We start from the raw sequence: 22,484 nt of genomic DNA, 5'->3' as shown, positions 1-22,484 counted from the left end.
TGGGGGGGCGGGGCCGGGGGCGCGTCCGGGGTGGGTGGCGCTGGGAGGCGCTGGGCGCACGTGCGGCAGGTGGTGCTGGAGGCGCTGGGCGCGCGTACGGGTGGTGGTGCTGGGAAGGGTTGGGGGTGCGTACGGGCGGTGCCGGGGGCTTCGGCCCGGACGCCGGACGGTGCCCCGGCACCGTCCGGCGTCGGAGTCTTACGCTTCCTGGACGCGCAACGCGCGCCTCAGGTCGTCCAGTTGGTCCACCAGCTTGCGGCGCAGCGCCGGGATCGGATCGGCCTCCTTCAGGCAGGTCTCGCCCAGGGTCAGGTTCTCGGTGTCGACGGCGTACGCGGGGAAGGCCCAGCGGCCGGCGGCCTCGGCGATGGCGGGGCCCCGGCGGGCGGCGAGGGCGACGGCGTCCTCGTAGAAGCGTGGCACGTAGTCCCGTACGAGGTCGGCCTGTTCGGGTTGCCAGAAGCCCTGGGCGGTGGCGGTGAAGAGGTAGTTGGAGAGGTCGTCGCTCTCGAACATGGCCGCCCACGCGGTGCGCTTGGCCTCCGGGTCGGGGAGGGCGGCACGGCAGCGTGCCGCGCCCTCCTGACCGGTGGCGGAGGGGTCGCGGTCGAGTTCCGCGGCGATCGTGGTCTCGTCGGTGGCGCCGAGGACGGCGAGCCGGGCGAGGACGCGCCAGCGCAGGTCGGGGTCGAGTTCGGGGCCGCCGGGCACGGTGCCCTCGGCGAGCCAGGCGGCGATGGTTTCGGGGTGCGCGGCGACGTCGATGAAGTGGCGTACGGCGATGAGGCGCAGGCCGGGGTGGTCGCCGTCCTCGGTGCGGCGGATGAGGTCGCGGCACAGGGAGGAGAGGGTGGCGAGGGCCGCGGGGCGTTCGGCGGCGGTGACGTAGCGGTCGGCGACCTGGGTGGAGGCGAACGCGAGGACGCCCTGGACGAGCGCGAGGTCGGTCTCGTGCGGGAGGTGGGTGCGGGCGATCTCCAGGAAGGCGGCGGGGGGCATCGGGGGTTCGGTGGTCGCTCCCCGATGAGTACTGCCGCCGTCGCGGACGGCGTCGCGCAGGGCGTTCCAGACGACGGCCCGGGTCAGCGGGTCGGGCACGTGGCACAGGCCGGTTCGGAGGGTTTCGAAGGACGCGGGGTCGAAGCGGACCTTGGCGTAGGTGAGGTCGCCGTCGTTGAGGAGGAGCAGGGCGGGGCGCTTGCCGATGGGCTGCGGTTCGCTCTGCGGGAGGTCGAGCTCGCGGCGTTCGCGCAGGGTGAGGCTGCCCTCGTCGGCGAGGTCGCGGTCGTAGAGGCCGACGGCGATGCGGTGCGGGCGGCTGCCGGCGCGGTCCACGGTGAGGGTGCAGGTGCCGGCGTCGGTCGTGACGGTGGGGGTGAGGGTGTCGACGCCGGTGGTGCGCAGCCATGCGTCGGCCCAGGCGTGGACGTCGCGTTCGGTGGCGCCGGCGAGGGAGTCGATGAAGTCGGCGAGGGTGGCGTTGGCGAACTTGTGGCGGGCGAAGTGGGCGTTGATGCCGGCCAGGAAGTCCTTCTCGCCGAGCCAGGTGACGAGCTGGCGCAGCGCGGAGGCGCCCTTGGCGTAGGAGATGCCGTCGAAGTTGAGGAGGGCGGAGGCGGTGTCCTCGACCTTCTCGGGGGCGACGGGGTGGGTGGAGGGGCGCTGGTCGGCGTCGTAGCCCCAGGCCTTGCGGACGACGCCGAAGTCGACCCAGGTGTCGGTGAAGCGGGTGGCCTCGGTGAGGGTCTGGTAGCCCATGTACTCGGCGAAGGACTCGTTCAGCCAGATGTCGTCCCACCAGCGCAGGGTGACGAGGTCGCCGAACCACATGTGGGCCATCTCGTGGGCGATGACCATGGCGCGGGTCTGGCGTTCGGTGTCGGTGACGGCGGAGCGGTAGACGAACTCGTCGCGGAAGGTGACGAGGCCCGGGTTCTCCATGGCGCCGGCGTTGAACTCGGGGACGAACGCCTGGTCGTAGGAGTCGAAGGGGTAGGGCTCCTCGAACTTCTCGTGGTAGCGGTCGTAGCACTGGCGGGTGATCTCGAGGATCTCGTCGGCGTCCGCGTCCAGGTAGGGGGCGAGGGAGCGGCGGCAGTGGATGCCGAAGGGCAGGCCGCGGTGCTCGGTGCGGACGGAGTGCCAGGGGCCTGCGGCGACGGCGACGAGGTAGGTGGAGATCAGGGGGGTGGGCGCGGCCTGCCAGCGGCCGTCGCCGAGGTGTTCGGTGATGCTGTTGGCCATGACGGTCCAGCCCTCGGGGGCGGTCACCCTGAGCTCGAAGACGGCCTTGAGGTCGGGCTGGTCGAAGGCGGCGAAGACGCGCTGGACGTCGTCCATGAACAGCTGGGTGTAGACGTACGTCTCGCCGTCGGTGGGGTCGGTGAAGCGGTGCATGCCCTCGCCGGTGCGGGAGTAGCGCATGCTCGCCTCGATGCGCAGTTCGTGTTCGCCGGCGGGGAGGTTCTTCAACGGCAGCCGGTTGCCGTCGAGGGTGTCCGGGTCGAGGGGCTCGCCGTCGAGGGTGACGGAGCGCAGGTCGGCCGGCTTGAGCTCGACGAAGGTGTCCGCGTCCGTGCGGGCGGTGAACCTGATCGTGGTGTCGGAGTCGAAGGTCTCGTCCCCGGTCGTCAGATCGAGGTTGATCGTGTAGCGGTGGACGTCGATGAGCTTGGCACGGGTCTGCGCTTCGTCGCGCGTCAGTACGGACATGCAGGCCATGCTGCCTGATGGCGTCGGCGGGGCACAGGGGCGGATCGGTACGTGCTGTTTGTCCTTGCGGGGTGGAGGGTTCGGGGGGCGGGGCCCGGTGTCGGGTGGGGGGCGGGGCCCTGGGGACGGGTGCGGGTCCGGGGCTCGGGGTGCGGGGGCCGTTGTCGTCAGGGGCGGGTGTGGACGGCGTCCTCGGCGATGCGCTCGTGGTGGCGGATCACCTCGGCGATGATGAAATTGAGGAACTTCTCGGCGAAGGCCGGGTCCAGCTTGGCGTTCTCGGCGAGGGTGCGCAGGCGGGCGATCTGGCGGGCCTCCCTGGCCGGGTCGGCCGGGGGGAGCTGGTGGCGGGCCTTGAGGTGGCCGACCTGCTGCGTGGCCTTGAAGCGCTCGGCGAGCATGTGGACTACGGCCGCGTCGATGTTGTCGATGCTGTCGCGGAGGCGGGCGAGTTCCTCGAGGACGGCGGGGTCGACGGTGTCGGGTCCGGTGTTGCTGGTGGTCATGGGGGTTCACCCTAGTGGCTTGCCGTGTGGGAGCGGTTGCCTGCGGCGGCGGGCGGGGGGCCTGCGGGGTGGTGGGTGGGTCGGGGTCGTGGGGGGGGGGGGGGGGCGGCCCCGGGGGGGGGGGGGGGGGGGGGGGGGGGGGGGGGGGGGGGGGGGGGGGGGGGGGGGGGGGGGGGGGGGGGCCCCCGGGGTCGTGGCGGTGCGGCGAGCCCGTCGCCGGTTGGGCGTACGGCCGCTTGCCGGAATTGGCTGCCCTTGGCCGTGCAACGCTACGCGACGGACTGCGCCGCACCGCCACGCCCCACTCCCCGCCACTGGCGGCTGCGGGAGCGTGCCGCGTGCGCTGCGGTCCCGTGGTTCGGTCCGATGCGAGGGCGGCTGCGGGAGCGTTTCGGCTGCGCGCCGGCGCCACGACCCGCTCCAGCCGGAGGGCGAGTGCGGGAGCGTCCGGGCTGCGCGCCGGCGCCATGAGCCGTCCCGCCTCCGGGCGGCTGCGGGAGCGTTTCGGCTGCGCGCCGGCGCCACGACCAGCTCCAGCCGGAGGGCGAGTGCGGGAGCGTCCGGGCTGCGCGCCGGCGCCATGAGCCGCGGGCCGGTGCGAGGCGTTCGGCGCCGCGCGCCGGTGCCATGACCGGTCCGGCTGCCGGTGGTCCGGCGTGTGGGTGGGGAGGCTCGTAGAGTGGAGGCGGGTTCGCGGCGTCTTGGGGGTGCGGGCGTGGGCAGCGGTGGAGCGGTCGAGCACGGGTTTCCGCATCTGGAGACGGTGCGGGGCGCCATCACGGCGCTCTACAGGCGGTTGTCCTACGACACCGTCCATCTGTTCGACACGAGTGTGGCGCCGGTCGACGTGGCGTTCTGCGACACCGATGATCTGCATCTGGGGGCGCAGCGGGTGGCGCGGGAGCTGGTGCGGCACTTTCGGCTGCCGGACGCGCGGATGGTCGTGGGGTTCCGGAAGATGACGTACGCGGCGAACGTGGAACTGGCGGCGGGGCCCGAGTACTTCGTGGAGCTGAACGACCGGTTCCGTACGCATCGGCGGGACATCGGGGCGGCGCTGGCGCACGAGATCACGCATGTCTTTCTGCATCGGCTGGATCTCTCGTTCCCGGGCACGCGGGACAACGAGATCCTGACGGACACGGCCACGACGTATCTGGGGGCCGGGTGGCTGTTGCTCGACGCCTTCCGGGAGGACGCGGACTCGTCGCAGAAGCTGGGGTACCTGACTCCGGAGGAGTTCGGGTACGTGCTGGCCAAGCGGGCGGGGGTGTTCGGGGAGGATCCGTCGGTGTGGTTCACCAGTCCGCAGGCGTACACGGCGTATGTGAAGGGGCGGGAGCGGGCTCGGCTGGATGAGCAGCAGCCGCCGTTGACGGGGGCGGGGTGGGCCGGTCGGCGGCGTTACGCGCGGGATCGGCGCCATGCGCAGGATCGGCGGCCCGTGGCTGCCGGGGACGTTCCGTACGCGTTCGACGCGCGCGAGCCGCTGCGGGTGTCGTTTCCGTGCCCGACCTGTCATCAGCGGATCAGGGTGCCGGTGCGGGGGCGGGTGCGGGCGCGGTGTGCGCTGTGCAGGACGGTGCTGGAGTGTGACACGTAGGACGGTTATGCGCTGATGCCGTCCAGCACCATCGTCAGGTACTGGCGGGCGATCTCCTCGGGGCTGTGGTGTCCGCCGGGGCGGTACCAGGAGGCGGCGACCCAGACGGTGTCGCGCACGAAGCGGTAGGTGAGCCGGACGTCGAGGTCGGAGCGGAAGACCCGGTCGGTGATCCCGCGCTCCAGTGTGGACAGCCACGCCTTCTCGAACCTGCGCTGCGACTCGGCGAGGAACGCGAACCGGTCCTGCGCCACGAGCTGCTTGCTCTCCTTCTGGTAGATCGCGACGGCGGCGCGGTGCCGGTCGATCTCCCGGAACGACTCGGTGACCAGCGCTTCGAGGGTCTCGCGGGGTCCGAGCCCGGCGTCCAGGACGGTGTCGTAGCCGTCCCAGAGCTCGTCGAGGAAGGTGCGCAGGATCTCTTCCAGCATCGATTCCTTGGAGTCGAAGTGGTAGTAGAGGCTGCCCGCGAGCATGCCCGCGTGGTCCGCGATCTTGCGCACGGTGGTGGCGTTGTAGCCCTGCTCGGCGAAGACCTCGGCGGCGGTGTCGAGGATTTCGCGGCGGCGGGCGGGCGCGGCGGTCACCTGGGGCTTCTTCTTGGTAGGCACGCGCACATTCTCGCCTTCCGCCTCGGGCTGCCGGCGGACACCGCCTCACCGGTCATGACGGACGATGCCCTGCGCGCGGGCGGCCACCAGCCATTTCGGGAACTCCCCGACGAGCCGGTCGTAGAGCTCGGTGTCGGAGACCTTCCGGGGATCCGCACCGGCGTGGAAGAAGCCGGCGTTGTCGACGATCCGTTTGTCCGGGACGGACAGGTCGTCGAGTTTGCGCAGGTATTCGAACTGCCGGCTGCCCGGGTCGCCGAAGCCGATGAACTGCCAGAACAGCGGCAGTTTGGCGGCCTTGCACAGGTACCGCTCGGCGGCGAGTTTGTTGATCGGGCCGCCGTCGGTCTGGAAGACGACCAGTGCGGGAGCGGTGGAGCCGCTGTCGAGGTAGTGGTCGATGACGGCGTCCATCGCCAGGTGGTAGCTGGTCTTGCCCATGTGGCCGAGGCCCGCCACGATCCGCTCGATGCGTCCCCGGTGGTCGGCGAGCGCGATGTCGGTGACGGCGTCGACGTCCGTGGAGAAGAAGACGACCGGGACCCTGCCGTCGTCGTCGAGGTGCGCGGACAGCCCGAGCACCCGGTCGGCGAGCGCCTGCACACTGCCGTCCTTGTAGTACGGCTTCATGGACCCCGAGTAGTCGACGACGAGGTAGACGGCGGCGCGCAGGCCGTCCAGGCCGTGTTTCGTGAGGGAGACCCCGGCGGTCTTGTAGAGGCTGACCAGCGTGGGTGCCGTCTCCTCCATCTTTGTGAGACTGATCGCCGCCATGCCGTGCCCCCCTCGTGACCGTCCTGGAGGCGAAGATTACCGCTCGTGGACATGCGACGGCGCCTGCCCGGTCGTCCGGTCGGGGACAGTGGGGCAGGCGCCGTCTGTGTTCCGTACGCCGTTGTACGGGACGTTCTGGGGGGCCGTCAGACCATCAGTGCGCGGTCCGTCGGGCGGATCGGCGCCGGCAGGTCGCTGGCGCCGGTGAGGAAGCGGTCGACGCCGCGGGCGGCCGAGCGGCCCTCCGCGATGGCCCAGACGATGAGCGACTGGCCGCGGCCGGCGTCGCCGGCGACGAAGACGCCCGGCACGTTGGTCTGGAAGTCGGCGTCGCGGGCGATGTTGCCGCGCTCGTCGAGGTCCAGGCCGAACTGGTCGACCAGGCCGTTCTCACGGTCGGTGCCGGTGAAGCCCATGGCGAGGGTGACCAGCTGGGCGGGGATCTTGCGTTCCGTGCCCGGCTTCGGGGTCAGCTTGCCGTCGACGAACTCGACCTCGGTGAGGTGCAGCCACTGGACGTTGCCGTCCTCGTCGCCTTCGAAGTGGGTCGTGGAGACGGAGTAGACCCGCTCGCCGCCCTCCTCGTGCGCGGAGGTGACCTTGTACAGCATGGGGAAGGTCGGCCAGGGCTGGGCGACCGGGTGCCGCTCGTCGTTCGGGCGGGGCATGATCTCCAGCTGGGTGACGGAGGCCGCTCCCTGGCGGTGGGCGGTGCCCACGCAGTCGGCGCCGGTGTCGCCACCGCCGATGACGACGACGTGCTTGCCCTCGGCCGAGATGGGCGGGGAGACGTAGTCGCCCTCCTGGACCTTGTTGGCCAGGGGGAGGTACTCCATCGCCTGGTAGACGCCCTTGAGTTCGCGGCCGGGGACCGGCAGGTCGCGGGCGGTCGTCGCGCCGGCGGCGATGACGATCGCGTCGTACCGCTTCTTCAGGTCGGTCGCCTTGAGGTCGCGGCCGATCTCGACGCCGGTGCGGAAGCGGGTGCCCTCCGCGCGCATCTGCTCGATACGGCGGTTGATGTGCCGCTTCTCCATCTTGAACTCGGGGATGCCGTAGCGGAGGAGGCCTCCGATGCGGTCCGCGCGCTCGTAGACGGCGACCGTGTGGCCGGCGCGGGTGAGCTGCTGGGCGGCGGCGAGGCCCGCCGGGCCCGAGCCGATGACGGCGACGGTCTTGCCGGACAGGCGCTCGGGGATCTGCGGGGCGACGTCCCCGGTCTCCCACGCCTTGTCGATGATCGAGACCTCGACGTTCTTGATGGTGACCGGCGGCTGGTTGATGCCGAGCACGCACGCCGATTCGCACGGTGCGGGGCACAGGCGGCCGGTGAACTCCGGGAAGTTGTTCGTCGCGTGGAGCCGCTCGGAGGCGGCGCCCCAGTCCTCGCGGTAGGCGTAGTCGTTCCACTCGGGGATCAGGTTCCCCAGCGGACAGCCGTTGTGGCAGAACGGGATGCCGCAGTCCATGCACCGGCTGGCCTGCTTGCTGATGATCGGCAGCAGCGAGCCCGCGACGTAGACCTCGTTCCAGTCCCTGACGCGCTCCTGCACGGGGCGGGTCTTGGCGACCTCGCGGCCGTGGTTGAGAAAGCCCTTGGGATCAGCCATTGGTCGCCGCCTCCATCATCTTCTCGGTGATCTCGGTCTCGGAGAGACCGGCTCGCTCGGCGGCGTCCTTGGCGGCGAGCACTGCCTTGTACGTGCTGGGGATGATCTTGCTGAAGCGCTGCACGGACGCGTCCCAGTCGGCGAGCAGCTTCTCGGCGACGGTGGAGCCGGTCTCCTCGGCGTGGCGGCGCACCACGTCGTGCAGCCACTGCTTGTCCGTGTCGTCCAGGGCCTCGATGGCGCCGAGGTTGCCGACGTTGACGTTGTCGCGGTCGAGGTCGATCACGTAGGCGACACCGCCGGACATGCCGGCCGCGAAGTTGCGGCCCGTCTCGCCGAGGACCACCGCGTGACCGCCGGTCATGTACTCGCAGCCGTGGTCGCCCACGCCCTCGGAGACGACCGTCGCGCCGGAGTTGCGGACGCAGAAGCGCTCACCGGTGCGGCCGCGCAGGAACAGCTCGCCGCCGGTCGCGCCGTAGGCGATGGTGTTGCCCGCGATGGTGGAGTACTCGGCGAGGTGGTCGGCGCCCCGGTCGGGACGGACGATCACCCGGCCGCCGGAGAGGCCCTTGCCGACGTAGTCGTTGGCGTCGCCCTCCAGGCGCAGCGTGACGCCGCGCGGGAGGAAGGCGCCGAAGGACTGGCCCGCGCTGCCGGTGAAGGTGATGTCGATGGTGTCGTCGGGCAGACCGGCCCCGCCGAACTTCTTGGTCACCTCGTGGCCGAGCATGGTGCCGACCGTGCGGTTGATGTTGCGGATGGCGACCTGGGCGCGCACCGGCTGGGCGTCGGTCGCCGAGTCGGCGGCCAGGGCGTCGGCGGCGAGCTTGATCAGCTCGTTGTCGAGGGCCTTCTCCAGGCCGTGGTCCTGGGCGACGAGCTGGTGGCGCACCGCGCCCTCGGGCAGCTCGGGCACGTGGAACAGCGGCTCCAGGTTCAGGCCCTGCGCCTTCCAGTGGTCGACCGCGCGGGTGACGTCGAGGGCCTCGGCGTGGCCGACGGCCTCCTCGATGGAGCGGAAGCCCAGCTCGGCGAGGAGTTCGCGGACCTCCTGGGCGATGAACTGGAAGAAGTTCACCACGTACTCGGCCTTGCCGGTGAACCGGTCCCGCAGCGTCGGGTTCTGGGTGGCGATGCCGACCGGGCAGGTGTCCAGGTGGCAGACGCGCATCATGACGCAGCCGGAGACGACGAGCGGCGCGGTGGCGAAGCCGAACTCCTCGGCGCCGAGCAGCGCGGCGATGACCACGTCACGGCCGGTCTTCAGCTGGCCGTCGGTCTGCACGACGATGCGGTCGCGCAGTCCGTTGAGCAGCAGCGTCTGCTGGGTTTCGGCGAGGCCGAGCTCCCAGGGGCCGCCCGCGTGCTTCAGCGAGGTCAGCGGGGAGGCGCCGGTGCCGCCGTCGTGGCCGGAGATGAGCACGACGTCCGCGTGGGCCTTCGACACACCCGCGGCGACCGTGCCGACGCCGACCTCGGAGACCAGCTTGACGTGAATCCGCGCCTGCGGGTTCGCGTTCTTCAGGTCGTGGATCAGCTGGGCCAGGTCCTCGATGGAGTAGATGTCGTGGTGCGGCGGCGGGGAGATCAGACCGACGCCCGGGGTCGAGTGACGGGTCTTGGCGACCCACGGGTAGACCTTGTGGCCGGGGAGCTGGCCGCCCTCGCCGGGCTTGGCGCCCTGGGCCATCTTGATCTGGATGTCGTCCGCGTTGACCAGGTACTCGGACGTCACGCCGAAGCGGCCGGAGGCCACCTGCTTGATCGCCGAGCGGCGCACCGGGTCGTACAGGCGCTCCGGGTCCTCGCCGCCCTCACCGGTGTTGGACTTGCCGCCCAGCTGGTTCATGGCGATGGCGAGGGTCTCGTGCGCCTCCTTGGAGATGGAGCCGTACGACATGGCGCCGGTGGAGAAGCGCTTGACGATCTCGGAGACCGGCTCGACCTCGTCGATGGAGATCGAGGGACGGTCGGACTTGAAGCCGAACAGTCCGCGGAGCGTCATCAGGCGCTCGGACTGCTCGTTCACACGGTCCGTGTACTTCTTGAAGATGTCGTAGCGGCCGGTGCGCGTGGAGTGCTGGAGGCGGAAGACCGTCTCCGGGTCGAACAGGTGCGGCTCGCCCTCGCGGCGCCACTGGTACTCGCCGCCGATCTCCAGGGCGCGGTGGGCCGGCGCGATGCCGGACGCCGGGTACGCCTTGGCGTGGCGGGCGGCGACCTCCTGGGCGATGACGTCGATGCCGACGCCGCCGATCTTGGTGGCGGTGCCGTCGAAGTACTTCTCGACGAAGGTCTCGTCGAGGCCGACGGCCTCGAAGACCTGGGCGCCGCGGTAGGAGGCGACGGTCGAGATGCCCATCTTGGACATGACCTTCAGGACGCCCTTGCCGAGGGCGTAGATCAGGTTGCGGATGGCCTTCTCGGGCTCGAGGCCGTTGAGGAAGGTGCCCGCGCGCAGCAGGTCCTCGACGGACTCCATCGCCAGGTACGGGTTGACGGCGGCGGCGCCGTAGCCGATCAGCAGGGCGACGTGGTGGACCTCGCGGACGTCGCCGGCCTCGACGAGCAGGCCCACCTGGGTGCGCTGCTTGGTGCGGATGAGGTGGTGGTGGACGGCCGCGGTGAGCAGCAGCGAAGGGATCGGCGCGTGCTCGGCGTCGGAGTGGCGGTCCGACAGGACGATCAGGCGGGCGCCGTTCTCGATGGCGGCGTCGGCCTCGGCGCAGATCTCGTCGATGCGCGCGGCGAGGGCGTCACCGCCGCCGTGCACCCGGTACAGGCCGGACAGGGTCGCGGCCTTGAAGCCGGGCATGTCGCCGTCGGCGTTGATGTGGATGAGCTTGGCCAGCTCGTCGTTGTCGATGACCGGGAAGGGCAGCACGACGGAGCGGCAGGAGGCCGCGTTCGGCTCGAGCAGGTTGCCCTGGGGGCCGAGGGAGGAGCGCAGCGAGGTGACGAGCTCCTCGCGGATCGCGTCCAGCGGCGGGTTGGTGACCTGCGCGAACAGCTGGGTGAAGTAGTCGAAGAGCAGCCGGGGGCGCGAGGAGAGCGCGGCGATCGGCGAGTCGGTGCCCATCGAGCCGATCGGCTCGGCGGCCGACTTGGCCATCGGCGCGAGGATGACGCGCAGCTCTTCCTCGGTGTAGCCGAAGGTCTGCTGGCGGCGGGTGACCGAGGCGTGGGTGTGCACGATGTGCTCACGCTCGGGCAGGTCGCTCAGTTCGATCTCGCCGGCCTCGAGCCACTCGGCGTAGGGCGCCTCGGCGGCGAGCTGGGCCTTGATCTCGTCGTCTTCGATGATGCGGTGCTCGGCGGTGTCGACGAGGAACATCCTGCCGGGCTGCAGGCGGCCCTTGCGGACGACCTTGGCGGGGTCGATGTCGAGGACGCCGACCTCGGAGCCGAGGACGACGAGGCCGTCGTCGGTGACCCAGTAGCGGCCGGGACGCAGACCGTTGCGGTCGAGGACGGCGCCGACCTGGGTGCCGTCGGTGAAGGTGACGCAGGCGGGGCCGTCCCAGGGCTCCATCATCGTGGAGTGGAACTGGTAGAAGGCGCGGCGGGCCGGGTCCATGGAGTCGTGGTTCTCCCACGCCTCCGGGATCATCATCAGCACGGAGTGCGGCAGCGAACGGCCGCCGAGGTGCAGCAGCTCCAGGACCTCGTCGAAGGAGGCGGAGTCGGAGGCGTCCGGCGTGCAGACCGGAAAGATGCGCTCGATGGCCTTGTCGTCGGAGCCGAAGAGGTCGGAGACGAGCTGCGACTCGCGGGCGCGCATCCAGTTGCGGTTGCCTTTGACGGTGTTGATCTCACCGTTGTGCGCGACGAAGCGGTAGGGGTGGGCGAGCGGCCAGCTCGGGAAGGTGTTGGTGGAGAAGCGCGAGTGGACCAGGGCGACGGCCGAGGCGAAGCGGCGGTCGGACAGGTCGGGGAAGAACGGCTCGAGCTGGCCGGTGGTCAGCATGCCCTTGTAGACGATGGTCCGCGCGGACAGCGACGGGAAGTAGACGCCGGCCTCGCGCTCGGCGCGCTTGCGCAGCACGAACGCCTTGCGGTCGAGGGCGATGTCCTTGCTCGAGCCGTCGGCGACGAAGATCTCCCGGAAGGCGGGCATCGTCGAGCGCGCGGTGGCGCCGAGGAGTTCGGGGGCGACGGGGACCTCGCGCCAGCCGAGGACGGTGAGGCCCTCCTCGCCGGCGATCGTCTCGATCTGCGAGACGGCTTCGGCCGCGGTGTCCTCCGGCAGGAAGGCGATGCCGACGGCGTAGGCGCCGGCCTCGGGCAGCTCGAAGCCGGCCACCTCACGGAAGAAGGCGTCGGGGACCTGGGTGAGGATGCCCGCGCCGTCGCCGGAGTCCGGCTCGGAGCCGGTGGCGCCGCGGTGCTCGAGGTTGCGCAGAACGGTCAGCGCCTGCTCGACCAGCGTGTGGCTCGCCTCTCCGGTGAGGGTGGCCACGAAGCCGACGCCACAGGCGTCGCGCTCGTTGCGGGGGTCGTACATACCCTGCGCAGCAGGGCGAGCATCCATGAAGGACCAGTTTCGGCCATTCGTGGAGTGCTGGGACGGCTGGCGCGGCGTACGCATCGGCTCTCCCGTCGTCGTCAAGTGGCATATGCAGATTGCCGAGGGACGACGTTGGCCCTCTGCGTGAGTGCAAAATTTCGTGCAGGTTACATGATGGAGCGGTTCTCGGGAACCGGATACTCCGTTCCAACATGCGGACGCCGCGGGGTGCGACGGGTGCCGCGCACAACGGCTCGAAGTGTGTGGGGACCGAACCGGACGAGATCGATCAGATCGGGTGTCCATCGGTCCGAGGGGGGCGGGAGGGGCGTCTTCGCCCACCCCGCGAGTGCGCCCCAGGCGTCATTGCCCACAGCGCTTACGGCTCATGCCCAGTGGTTAAGCGGCCGAAACCAGGGAGTAACGGCTACTTATGCGGCCCAACGCATAAGTACCAGTCGACCTATCCTACGGCCGTTCCGAAGAAACTGCCCAGGGCGTACGTCACACCGGCCGCGGCGCCGCCGAGCGCGAGCTGACGCAGACCGCTGAACCACCAGGTGCGCGCCGTCACCTTGGCCACGACGGCGCCGCACAGGAAGAGTCCGAGCAGCGCGAGCAGCACGGCCGGCCAGAGCGCCTGGGCTCCCAGCAGGTAGGGCAGGACGGGCAGCAGGGCGCCGAGGGCGAAGGAGCCGAAGCTGGAGACGGCGGCGACCGTCGGCGACGGCAGATCGCCGGGGTCGATGCCCAGCTCCTCCCGGGCGTGTATCTCCAGGGCCTGCTCGGGGTCACGGGAGAGCTGCCGCGCGACCCGTCGGGCGAGATCCGGCTCCACGCCCCGCGCCTCGTAGAGCGCGGCCAGCTCGGCCTCCTCGTCCTGGGGGTGCTTCCTCAGCTCACGACGTTCGACGTCGAGCTCGGCCTCGACCAGCTCGCGCTGGGAGGCGACGGAGGTGTACTCGCCGGCGGCCATGGAGAAGGCGCCGGCGGCCAGGCCCGCGAGGCCGGTCAGCACGATGGTCTGCTGAGCGACCGCCCCGCCGGCGACACCCGTCATCAGGGCGAGGTTGGAGACCAGGCCGTCCATCGCGCCGAAGACGGCGGGGCGCAGCCAGCCGCCGTTCACATCCCGGTGCGTGTGGTTGTCACGGTGCGCTTCGTGCAGCGCGGCCTCGGTTTCGATGATGGCCATACGTCCCCCAGAAGCTAAGGCAAAGCTAACTTTGGATTGGTTCTACTTTTTTACAACGCCCAGAGTACGCTCGACATTTCCCCGTCACCAGCAAGGAAAGGCTCCCCTCACCTGCGGCTTTACCGTCGAATGCTCATACGATCAAGGAGTCGCACAGATGTCGACCGGGTGACATGGGGGCACCCGAGGCTCGGGTCAACCGCCGACGGTGGGACACATCCGCAAAGGGCTCCGCGCCCGGGCGGAACCCCCCTCAGGAAGGCCCCGTATGGCATCGATCGCCTGCATCCCACCGGTCCCGGCGCCGGGGGACGCCGTCGAACTCCGCGAACGGGCCCGCGGCGCACTGCTCGGCCTCGCCGTCGGAGACGCCCTCGGCGCACCGGCCGAGAACATGAAGCCCTCGGAGATCCGCGCCCGCTGGGGCCGCATCACCGGTTACGTCAGCGAGAAGCCGGCCGGCACCGACGACACCGAGTACGCGATCTTCTCGGGCCTTTTGCTGGCCCGCCACGGCTCCGCGCTCACCCCGGCCCACGTCGAGGCGGCCTGGCACGAGTGGATCGCCGACCGCGCCGAGGGCCCCTTCCGCGGAGCGGGATTCAGCGAGCGCGGCACCCTGGAGAACCTGCGACGGGGCCTGGCCGCCCCCATCTCCGCCCAGCACCGGCACGCCTGGAGCGACGGCCTCGCCATGCGCGCGGCCCCCTTCGGCGTCTTCGCCGCCGGCCGCCCCACCGAGGCGGCCCGCCTGGTGGCGATCGACGGCTCGGTCAGCCACGACGGCGAGGGCATCTACGGCGGCCAGGCGGTCGCGGCGGGCGTGGCGGCGGCGATGGCGGGCGCACCGACGGTCGCGGTGGTCGCCTCCGCGCTCGCCGTCGTCCCCGACGACTCGTGGACGGCCCGCTCCCTGCGCCGCGCGGTGGCGGTCGCCCACCGCGGTGAACGCGCGGTCCGCTCGGCGGTCGTGATCGGCGGCTACCCGTGGACCGACCTCGCCCCCGAGGCCGTCGCCCTCGCCTTCGGCGCGTACGCGGCGGCCGACGGCGACTTCACGCAGGCGGTCCTCACGGCAGTGAACATGGGCCGCGACGCCGACACCACGGCGGCGGTGGCCGGCGCCCTGGCCGGCGCGACCCGGGGCGAGTCGGCCATCCCGGCGGAGTGGGCGGCGGCCATCGGTCCGGCGCGCGGCAGCTGCCTGCCCTCGATGGCGGGCCACCACGTGCTGGACGTGGCCGAACTCCTGACCACTCCCGCACGCCAGGCCACGGAGGCACACTCATGAGGCCGCCGGGGCCCTTGGAGGAGGGCATGGCGCTGGGGGCGAGCGAGGCACCGGCCCCGGCGGAGCCGAGCGCGGCGACGGCGGAGCCGAGCGACGCGGCCACCGCGGCGGAGCCGCAGGCCCTCGCCGACCAAGCGGAGTCGTGCGAAGTGACGACCACGGCGCAGCCGCACGCCCTCACCGTCCCGGCGGAGCCGGGCGCCGCGACCATCACGACGGAGCCGAGCCCGGCTACGACAACCACCGCGGAGCCACACGCCCTGTCCGTCTCGGGGCGGCCACACGCCCCCACCATTCCGGCGAAGCCGGGCGTCGCGACCATCACGACGGAACCGAGCGCGGCTACGACAACCACCGCGGAGCCACACGCCCTGTCCGTCTCGGGGCGGCCACACGCCCCCACCATTCCGGCCAAACCACACGCCTCCACCCTCCCGGCCGAGCCGCACGCCCTCACCGCCCCGGCGAAGCCGAGCGAAGTGACCACCACGACGGAGCCGAGCGAAGTCACCACCACGACGGAGCCGAGCGAAGTCACCACCACGAGGGAGCCGAGCGAAGTGACCACCACAGCGGAGCCGCACACCCTCTCCATCTCTTCGCAGCCACAGGAAGCCACCACCACGGCGCAGCCACACTCCCCCACCATCCCGGCCAAGCCCCACGCCCTCACCGCCCCGGCAAAACCGACCGAAGTGACCACCACGACGGAGCCGAGCGAAGTCACCACCACGACGGAGCCGAGCGAAGTCACCACCACCGCGGAGCCGGGTGAAGCCCTGATCACGGCCGAGCCGCACGCGCCCGCGGCCACCGGTGGCCGGGACGTCCCGCAGGCGCCGCCCGCACCCGGCGGTGATCGCGGCACGACCGGTGTGAGGGGAAGCGGCGACCGGGCCGAAGGCGAAGCCGAGGCCGAGGACGAGCAGCCGGCCCCCCGCCCCCGCACTCACCCGCACCGGGTGGAAGGTCTCCTGCTGGGCCTGGCCGCAGGCGACGCCGCCGGCTGGCCCGCCGCCCGCCACCGAGCCGCCCGCATGCCGGACTGGACCCGCCGCCTCACCCGTGAGCTGGACACCTTCGCCGAACAGAACGCCACCACCACCCTCCCCGTCCCCATCGCCCTCAACCAGCCCCCCGAACCCCTCCGCCTCGGCCCCTCCGACGACGCGGAGTGGGCGGCCTTCGCCGCGGAAGCCGTCCTGCGCGCCGGCGACGACAGCGTCCTCGGCGACCTCAGCCGCGAACGCCGTACCCGCGCCGCCATCGACCTCACCTGGAACGCGATCGCCAGTGAGGTCGCCGCGGCGGCCGACCGAGCCCCGGAGGTCGAGTCGGCCGTACTCCCCCTGCGCGCCCGCATCTCCGTCCGCGCCGGCCTCGGCAACCTCGCCACCGGCCTGCGCCCGCCCGCCACCGGGCACGACAACCCGCACTACTTCGACGACGCGGCCTGCGTACGCGCCTGCGTGCTCGCCGTGGCCCACCCGGGCGACCCGGGTTCCGCCGCGGACCTCGCCGAGTTCGACGCCCGCTACACCCAGGACGGCGACGGCGTGCACGGCGCCCGCGCGATGGCGGCGGCCCTGGCGCTCGCGCTCGTCGGCGCGGACGCCGCGACCTGCGTGGCCTCGGCCCTCACCGAACTCCCCGAGGAGACGGAGATCGGCCGCAACGCCCGTCACGCGCTCGAGCTCGCCCACGACGCCGAGAGCGCCTTCGCGCTGGTCCCCCTCCTGGAACACCAGATCGTCGACCACGTCTACAGCTACGGCATCGCCGCCGCCGAGACCGTCCCGGTGGCCCTGGCCCTCGCCCTGGCGTCCGGCGGCCGTATCGCCGAAGCCGTACCGGCGGCGGCCTGTCTGTCCCGGGTCGCGGACTCGGCCCCCGCCCTCGCGGGCGCCCTGACCGGCGCCCTGGGCGGCGGCGAGGCGATCCCGGCGACCTGGCGCGACACCTGCCGCACCCTCTCCGGCTGCGCCCTCCCCCGCCTCACCGGCACCGACCTGGTGGAACTCGCCGAACTCCTGGAAGCCACACAACCGGCCCCACCAGGAGGATGATTCGGGGCATGACACCCAAAGCGGAAGAACGTCACAGGGGGGCCGGTACAGCCGGTACAGCCGGTGGAGCCGGTGGAGCCCGAGGAGCCCGAGGAGCCGGCGGAACCGCACGAACCGAAGCGGCCGGAGCAGTACAAGCGGCCGCTGCAACGGCTGGAACCGCCGGAACCAGAGGACATGGAGGGGCCGCCGGCACGCTGGAGGAGCGGGTCACCGGAGCCCTCGTCGGCGCGGCCGTGGGCGACGCCCTCGGCGGCCCGGTCGAGGGCTACTCCCCCGACCAGATCCTCCGACGCCACGGCGGCCGCGTCCACGGCATCGTCGGCCCCTGGAACGGCGACGACTGGCGCACCGCCCGCCCCATCGCCCCGTACCACAAGGGCGACGGTCACGTCACCGACGACACCTTGATGACCCACGCGCTGATCAGGGTCTACGCCACGGTCCGCGACCACCTGGACGCCTACGCGATCGCCGACCACCTGGTCCCCGACCTGATCACCACCCCGCGCTGGATCCCCGAACTGGAGACCGAGGCACTCCCCCTGCACCGGGTCTTCCTGGCGGAGAAATGGCTGGTGACGAGGATCCACTACGGCCATGTCGACCCCCGCGAGGCGGGCGTCGGCAACATCGTCAACTGCGGCGCGGCGATGTACACGGCCCCGGTCGGCCTGGTCAACGCGGCCAACCCGCCGGCCGCCTACGCCGAGGCGATCGACCTCGCGGGCGCCCACCAGTCGTCGTACGGCCGTGAGGCGGCGGGGGTCTTCGCGGCGGCCGTGGCGGCGGCCTGCGCGCCCGGGGCCACCGCCGACTCGGTGGTCGCGGCGTGTCTGTCCCTGGCCAAGGACGGCACACGGACGGCGATCGAGAAGACCGCCGAAGTGGCGGCCCGGCACACGGACTTCGAGTCGGCCCTGACGCCGCTCCGCGAGGCGGTGGCACCCTACGACACGGTGGGCCCCGACTACCGCGCCCCCTCCCTGGCCGCCCGCCGCCCGTCCCGCCTGCACGCGATCGAGGAACTCCCGGTCGCCCTGGGCATGGTGCTGGTCGCCGGCGGCGACTACCGCCACGCCGTCCTGGGCGCGGTGAACTACGGCCGCGACTGCGACTCGATCGCGACGATGGCCGGCGCGCTGGCCGGCGCCCTCGGTTCGGCCGTCCCCGACGACTGGTCGAAGCAGGTGGCGGAGGCGAGCCGCCTCGACCTGTGGGCGCCGGCGCGAACGCTCACCGAGGTGACCCGGGAGGTCTTCGAGAAGGACCTCCGTCGCCGCAGGGCCCATGAGCAGGCGTTCGCCGGGATCGGAGGTCACGCGTGCTCCGACTGACCTGGGTCCAGCCGGAGGACCTCCTCGGCCACGAGCTGCGCCAGGCGGCCCAGGACGGCCGTGAACCGTCGGCGATCGCGTCCCGGTGGAGGGCGGCGGGCGGCTGGGAGGCCCCGGAGCGGGCGGGAGCCTCCCCTCGGCGCGCCTCCCGCTACCTCCGACTCCTGGCGGAGGACCTGCTGGACGAACTCGCGGACCTGCCCAGCAGGCTGGCGGAGGAGGAGCCCACGGACCTGGAGAGGATCAGGTCGCTGTGCCCGCAGTGGCCGGGGAAGGGGGATGCCCGTCGGGCGGCGCCCGCCCGGGAGCGCCTGGAGGCGGCCTGGCTGGGCAGGGCCGCGGGCTGCCTGCTCGGCAAGCCGGTGGAGAAACTCCCTCTGGACGGTATCCGCGCCCTCGCCGCGTCCACCGGCAACTGGCCCCTCACCACCTACTTCACCGCCCGGGGAGTCCCCCCGGACCTCCTCGAGACGTATCCCTGGAACCGCCGCTCGGCGCACACCTCCCTCGCCGAGAACATCGACGGCATGCCCGAGGACGACGACCTCAACTACCCCCTCCTCAACCTCCTCCTGCTCCGCCGCCACGGCAGGGACTTCACCACCACCGACGTGGCGCGGCTCTGGCTGGACGAACTCCCGGCCGGCCGGACCTTCACCGCGGAGCGCCTCGCCTACCGCAATCTCCTCTCCGGTATCGAACCCCCGCACACCGCCCGCCACCGCAACCCCTTCCGGGAATGGATCGGCGCCCTCATCCGCGCAGACGTCCACGGCTGGACCCATCCCGGCGACCCGGCCGCCGCCGCCGAGCAGGCCCACCGCGACGCCACCCTCACCCACACCGCCAACGGCGTCTACGCGGCGATGTTCACGGCGGCCGCCGTCGCCACCGCGGCCACCGGCGCCCACGACGTCCACACCTGCCTGCGCACCGGCCTCACGGTCGTCCCGCCGCGCTCCCGCCTGGCCCGGGCGGTCACCCACGCCGTCCGGCTGGCGCGGACCCACGAGGACTTCGACGCGGTCGTGGACGAACTCCACGCCACGTACTCCCCCACCCACCACTGGGTGCACGCGGTCCCCAACACCGCGCTGCTGGCCGCCGCCCTCACCCACGCCGACGGCGACTTCACCGGCTCCATCTGCCGTGCGGTCTCCGGCGGTTGGGACACCGACTCCAACGGCGCCACCGCCGGCGGCATCGCCGCCCTGCTGGCCGGCGATCCGGCCGCCCTGCCCGACCGCTGGACGGCCCCCCTCAAGAACCGCCTCGCCACCTCCGTCGCCGACTTCGACGGCACCGGCTTCGACACCCTCGCCCACCTGACCCACCGGGAGGCATCGCGCCCATGACCGACATCGTCGTGCTCGGCAGCACGAACATGGACCTCGTCGCCTACGTCGAGAAGGCACCGCAGCGCGGGGAGACCGTCACGGGACGGGAGTTCCGCACGGTCCCCGGCGGCAAGGGCGCCAACCAGGCCATCGCCGCGGCCCACGCGGGCGCCACCGTCTCGATGATCGGCGCCGTCGGCAACGACCCCCTCGGCACCCGCCTGCGCTCCACCCTGGAGCACTCCGGTGTGAACACCGACCACCTGCGCACGGTGGAGGGCCCCTCCGGCACCGCGCACATCGTCGTGGACGACGAGGGCGGCAACGCCATCGTCGTCGTTCCCGGCGCGAACGGCACCGTCGACCATCTCGTCCCCGGCGACGAGGGTCTCATCGCCTCCGCCGACGCGCTGCTGCTCCAGTTGGAGATCCCCCTCGCGGCGGTCGTGGCAGGCGCCCGCAAGGCCCGCGCCCACGGCGTCCGCACGATCCTCACCCCCGCCCCCGCCCAGCCGCTGCCCGCCGAACTCCTCGACGCCACCGATCTGCTGGTGCCCAACGAGCACGAGGCCGCCGCCCTCACCGGCCGCACCGACCCGCGCGAGGCCGCCCTCGCCCTCCTCGACAGCGTGCCGGAGGTCGTCGTCACCCTCGGCGCGGCCGGCAGTCTGTACGCGGCTCGCGGCACCGAACCCCTGACCGTGCCCGCGCCGCACGTCACCGCCGTGGACTCGACCGGCGCGGGCGACACCTTCGTCGGCGCCCTCGCGGTGGCCCTGGGCGAGGAGCGTCCCGTGCGGGAGGCGCTGGCGTGGGCGGCAGCGGCCGCGGCACTCTCCGTCCAGCGGCAGGGCGCGTCGGCGTCGATGCCGTACCGCTCCGATATCGAGAAGCTGTACGCGTCATGACCAGGCCCTCAGCGAAGCCCCCGGTGCGGCCGCCGCTGCACGGCCTGCGCGTCCTCGACCTGGCCACCCTCTTCGCCGGCCCCCTCGCCGCCACCATGCTCGGGGACTTCGGCGCGGAGGTCGTCAAGGTCGAGCACCCGGAGAAACCCGACCCGTCCCGCGGCCACGGCCCGGCCAAGGACGGCGTCGGCCTGTGGTGGAAGATCCTCGCCCGCAACAAGCGCACGATCACCCTGAACCTCTCCCGGCCCGGCGGGCGCGCCACCCTTCTGCGCCTCGCCGCCACCGCGGACGTGATCATCGAGAACTTCCGCCCCGGCACCCTGGAGAAGTGGGACCTCGGCTGGGAGGAACTCTCGGCGGCCAACCCCCGCCTGATCCTCACCCGGGTCACCGCCTTCGGCCAGTTCGGCCCCTACGCCCACCGCCCCGGCTTCGGCACCCTCGCGGAGGCGATGAGCGGCTTCGCCGCGATCACCGGTGAACCGGACGCACCCCCGACCCTCCCGCCCTTCGGTCTCGCCGACTCCATCGCGGGTCTGGCGACGGCGTACGCGGTCATGACGGCCCTCGCCGCCCGTGACCGCACGGGCGAGGGCCAGGTCGTCGACATGGCGATCATCGAGCCGATCCTCACCGTCCTCGGACCGCAGCCCCTCTGGTACGACCAGCTCGGCTACGTCCAGGAGCGCACCGGGAACCGGTCCGCCAACAACGCCCCCCGCAACACCTACCGCACGGCGGACGGCAGTTGGGTCGCCGTGTCGACCTCGGCCCAGTCGGTGGCGGAGCGCGTGATGCGGCTGGTCGGCCGCCCCGACCTGATCGACGAACCGTGGTTCGCGACGGGCGCCGGCCGCGCCGCCCACGCCGACGTTCTGGACGCGGCGGTCGGCCGATGGATCGCCGCCCACACCCGCACCGACGTCCTCGCCGCCTTCGAGAAGGCGGAGGCGGCCGTCGCCCCCGTCCAGGACGTCCGGGACGTGCTCACGGACCCCCAGTACCAGGCCCTCGACACGGTCACCACCGTCGACGACCCCGAGCTGGGCCCGATCCGCATGCAGAACGTCCTCTTCCGCCTCTCCTCGACCCCCGGCGCGATCCGCTGGGCCGGCCGCCCGCACGGAGCGGACACCGAGGCGGTCCTCGCCGAACTGGGCCTCACCCCCGCCGACCTGGCCGCCCTGCGCGCGGAGGGCGCCCTGTGATCCACCCGCTGACCTGGCTGTACGTCCCCGGGGACCGCCCGCATGTCGTCACCAAGGCCCTGTCCTGCGGAGCGGACGTCGTCGTGATCGACCTCGAGGACGCGGTGGCCCCCGACCGCAAGGAGTACGCCCGCACGGCCACCGCCGAGCTGCTCTCCGCGGCGCAGCCGGTCCCGGTGCACGTGCGGATCAACGCCCTGGGCGGCCCGCTCGCCACCGCCGACCTCGAGGCCGTGGCGGCCCTCCCCGGCGTGTCCGGCCTCCGCCTCCCGAAGGTGACGTCCCCCGCCCAGATCACCGGTATCGCGGGCAGCGCCCCGGGCCCGCTCTACGCCCTCCTGGAAACGGCCCTCGGCGTCGAGCACGCCTACGCCATCGCCGCCGCTCACCCGTCCCTGCGCGGCATCTCCCTGGGCGAGGCGGACCTCCGTGCCGACCTGGGCATCCGGGAGGACGCGGGACTCGACTGGTCCCGCTCCCGGGTGATCGTGGCCGCGCGGGCGGCGGGGCTGGCGCCCCCACCGCAGTCCGTCCACCCCGACATCCGTGATCTGGAGGGCCTGGCGGCCTCCTGCGCCCACGGCCGTACCCTCGGCTTCCTCGGCCGCGCGGCGATCCACCCGCGCCAGCTCCCCATCATCGAACGGGCCTATCTGCCCACCCAGAGGGAGATCGAGGAGGCGGAGACGATCGTCAAGGCGGCGGCGAACGAACCGGGTGCCCAGGCTCTCCCCGACGGCCGTTTCATCGACGCGGCGGTGGTCGCGGCGGCGCAGCGGACCCTGTCGCTGGCCCGCCGGTTCTGACGCCGGC

At 72.4% G+C, this 22,484-nt stretch carries 15 protein-coding genes; 8 read left to right on the top strand and 7 right to left on the bottom strand.

All coding sequences use genetic code 11. The features are described from left to right. Window positions 1-198 precede the first annotated feature (198 nt). Both pepN and ACIHAR_RS06535 read right to left on the bottom strand, forming a co-directional pair. A complete protein-coding gene (pepN, locus tag ACIHAR_RS06540; RefSeq protein WP_365468886.1) occupies window positions 199-2,712 on the bottom strand; it encodes an aminopeptidase N in 2,514 nt (837 codons plus the stop codon). 167 nt (window positions 2,713-2,879) lie between these two features. Next, the gene (locus ACIHAR_RS06535) at window positions 2,880-3,218 is read right to left on the bottom strand and encodes a chorismate mutase (protein WP_365468889.1); all 339 of its coding nucleotides are present in this window, start codon (window positions 3,216-3,218) and stop codon (window positions 2,880-2,882) included. Window positions 3,219-3,933: 715 nt separating this feature from the next. Here ACIHAR_RS06535 and ACIHAR_RS06530 point away from each other — a divergent pair. Next, on the top strand, window positions 3,934-4,821 hold the full coding sequence (locus tag ACIHAR_RS06530; protein ID WP_365468892.1) for a hypothetical protein: 888 nt from the start codon (window positions 3,934-3,936) through the stop codon (window positions 4,819-4,821). A 5-nt stretch (window positions 4,822-4,826) separates the two neighbouring features. Here ACIHAR_RS06530 and ACIHAR_RS06525 read toward each other — a convergent pair whose 3' ends face one another. The 5 genes from ACIHAR_RS06525 to ACIHAR_RS06505 form a co-directional block, all read right to left on the bottom strand. Beyond that, window positions 4,827-5,432 (bottom strand): TetR/AcrR family transcriptional regulator, encoded by a 606-nt coding sequence (locus tag ACIHAR_RS06525; protein ID WP_365468895.1) that lies wholly within the window; start codon window positions 5,430-5,432, stop codon window positions 4,827-4,829. 45 nt (window positions 5,433-5,477) lie between these two features. Further along, the gene (locus ACIHAR_RS06520) at window positions 5,478-6,206 is read right to left on the bottom strand and encodes a vWA domain-containing protein (RefSeq protein WP_400017360.1); all 729 of its coding nucleotides are present in this window, start codon (window positions 6,204-6,206) and stop codon (window positions 5,478-5,480) included. Window positions 6,207-6,352: 146 nt separating this feature from the next. Continuing rightward, window positions 6,353-7,816, bottom strand: coding sequence for a glutamate synthase subunit beta (locus ACIHAR_RS06515; RefSeq protein ID WP_365468901.1), 1,464 nt, complete (start codon window positions 7,814-7,816; stop codon window positions 6,353-6,355). Further along, window positions 7,809-12,407 carry a glutamate synthase large subunit gene (gene gltB, locus ACIHAR_RS06510; protein WP_400017357.1) on the bottom strand — a complete coding sequence of 1,533 codons (4,599 nt, stop codon included), beginning with the start codon at window positions 12,405-12,407 and terminating at the stop codon, window positions 7,809-7,811. Before gltB ends, ACIHAR_RS06515 begins: the two co-directional genes overlap by 8 nt. Before the next feature lie 382 nt (window positions 12,408-12,789). Beyond that, on the bottom strand, window positions 12,790-13,521 hold the full coding sequence (locus ACIHAR_RS06505; RefSeq protein ID WP_365468907.1) for a VIT1/CCC1 transporter family protein: 732 nt from the start codon (window positions 13,519-13,521) through the stop codon (window positions 12,790-12,792). A gap of 268 nt (window positions 13,522-13,789) precedes the next feature. Between ACIHAR_RS06505 and ACIHAR_RS06500 the strand changes: the two genes are divergently transcribed. The 7 genes from ACIHAR_RS06500 (at window position 13,790) to ACIHAR_RS06470 (ending at window position 22,477) form a co-directional block, all read left to right on the top strand. Beyond that, the gene (locus ACIHAR_RS06500; protein WP_400017355.1) at window positions 13,790-14,812 is read left to right on the top strand and encodes an ADP-ribosylglycohydrolase family protein; all 1,023 of its coding nucleotides are present in this window, start codon (window positions 13,790-13,792) and stop codon (window positions 14,810-14,812) included. A 782-nt stretch (window positions 14,813-15,594) separates the two neighbouring features. Next, the gene (locus ACIHAR_RS06495; protein WP_400017400.1) at window positions 15,595-16,878 is read left to right on the top strand and encodes an ADP-ribosylglycohydrolase family protein; all 1,284 of its coding nucleotides are present in this window, start codon (window positions 15,595-15,597) and stop codon (window positions 16,876-16,878) included. Window positions 16,879-17,075: 197 nt separating this feature from the next. Then, window positions 17,076-18,215 carry an ADP-ribosylglycohydrolase family protein gene (locus ACIHAR_RS06490; protein WP_365468968.1) on the top strand — a complete coding sequence of 380 codons (1,140 nt, stop codon included), beginning with the start codon at window positions 17,076-17,078 and terminating at the stop codon, window positions 18,213-18,215. Next, window positions 18,203-19,570 (top strand): ADP-ribosylglycohydrolase family protein, encoded by a 1,368-nt coding sequence (locus ACIHAR_RS06485; protein WP_400017353.1) that lies wholly within the window; start codon window positions 18,203-18,205, stop codon window positions 19,568-19,570. The genes ACIHAR_RS06490 and ACIHAR_RS06485 overlap by 13 nt, the downstream gene beginning before the upstream one ends. Then, complete coding sequence (rbsK, locus tag ACIHAR_RS06480; RefSeq protein ID WP_400017351.1) at window positions 19,567-20,460, top strand: ribokinase; 894 nt, start codon at window positions 19,567-19,569, stop codon at window positions 20,458-20,460. Before ACIHAR_RS06485 ends, rbsK begins: the two co-directional genes overlap by 4 nt. After that, window positions 20,457-21,671: a CoA transferase gene (locus ACIHAR_RS06475; protein WP_365468919.1), complete on the top strand. Its 1,215-nt coding sequence runs from the start codon at window positions 20,457-20,459 to the stop codon at window positions 21,669-21,671. The genes rbsK and ACIHAR_RS06475 overlap by 4 nt, the downstream gene beginning before the upstream one ends. Beyond that, window positions 21,668-22,477 carry an HpcH/HpaI aldolase/citrate lyase family protein gene (locus ACIHAR_RS06470; protein ID WP_400017348.1) on the top strand — a complete coding sequence of 270 codons (810 nt, stop codon included), beginning with the start codon at window positions 21,668-21,670 and terminating at the stop codon, window positions 22,475-22,477. The genes ACIHAR_RS06475 and ACIHAR_RS06470 overlap by 4 nt, the downstream gene beginning before the upstream one ends. Window positions 22,478-22,484: the final 7 nt, after the last annotated feature.

It is taken from the genome of Streptomyces sp. NPDC052016 (assembly GCF_044548445.1).
Lineage (GTDB): Bacteria > Actinomycetota > Actinomycetes > Streptomycetales > Streptomycetaceae > Streptomyces.
The sequence above is the reverse complement of the archived record's forward strand: the minus strand, read 5'-3'. Positions and strand labels throughout refer to the sequence as shown.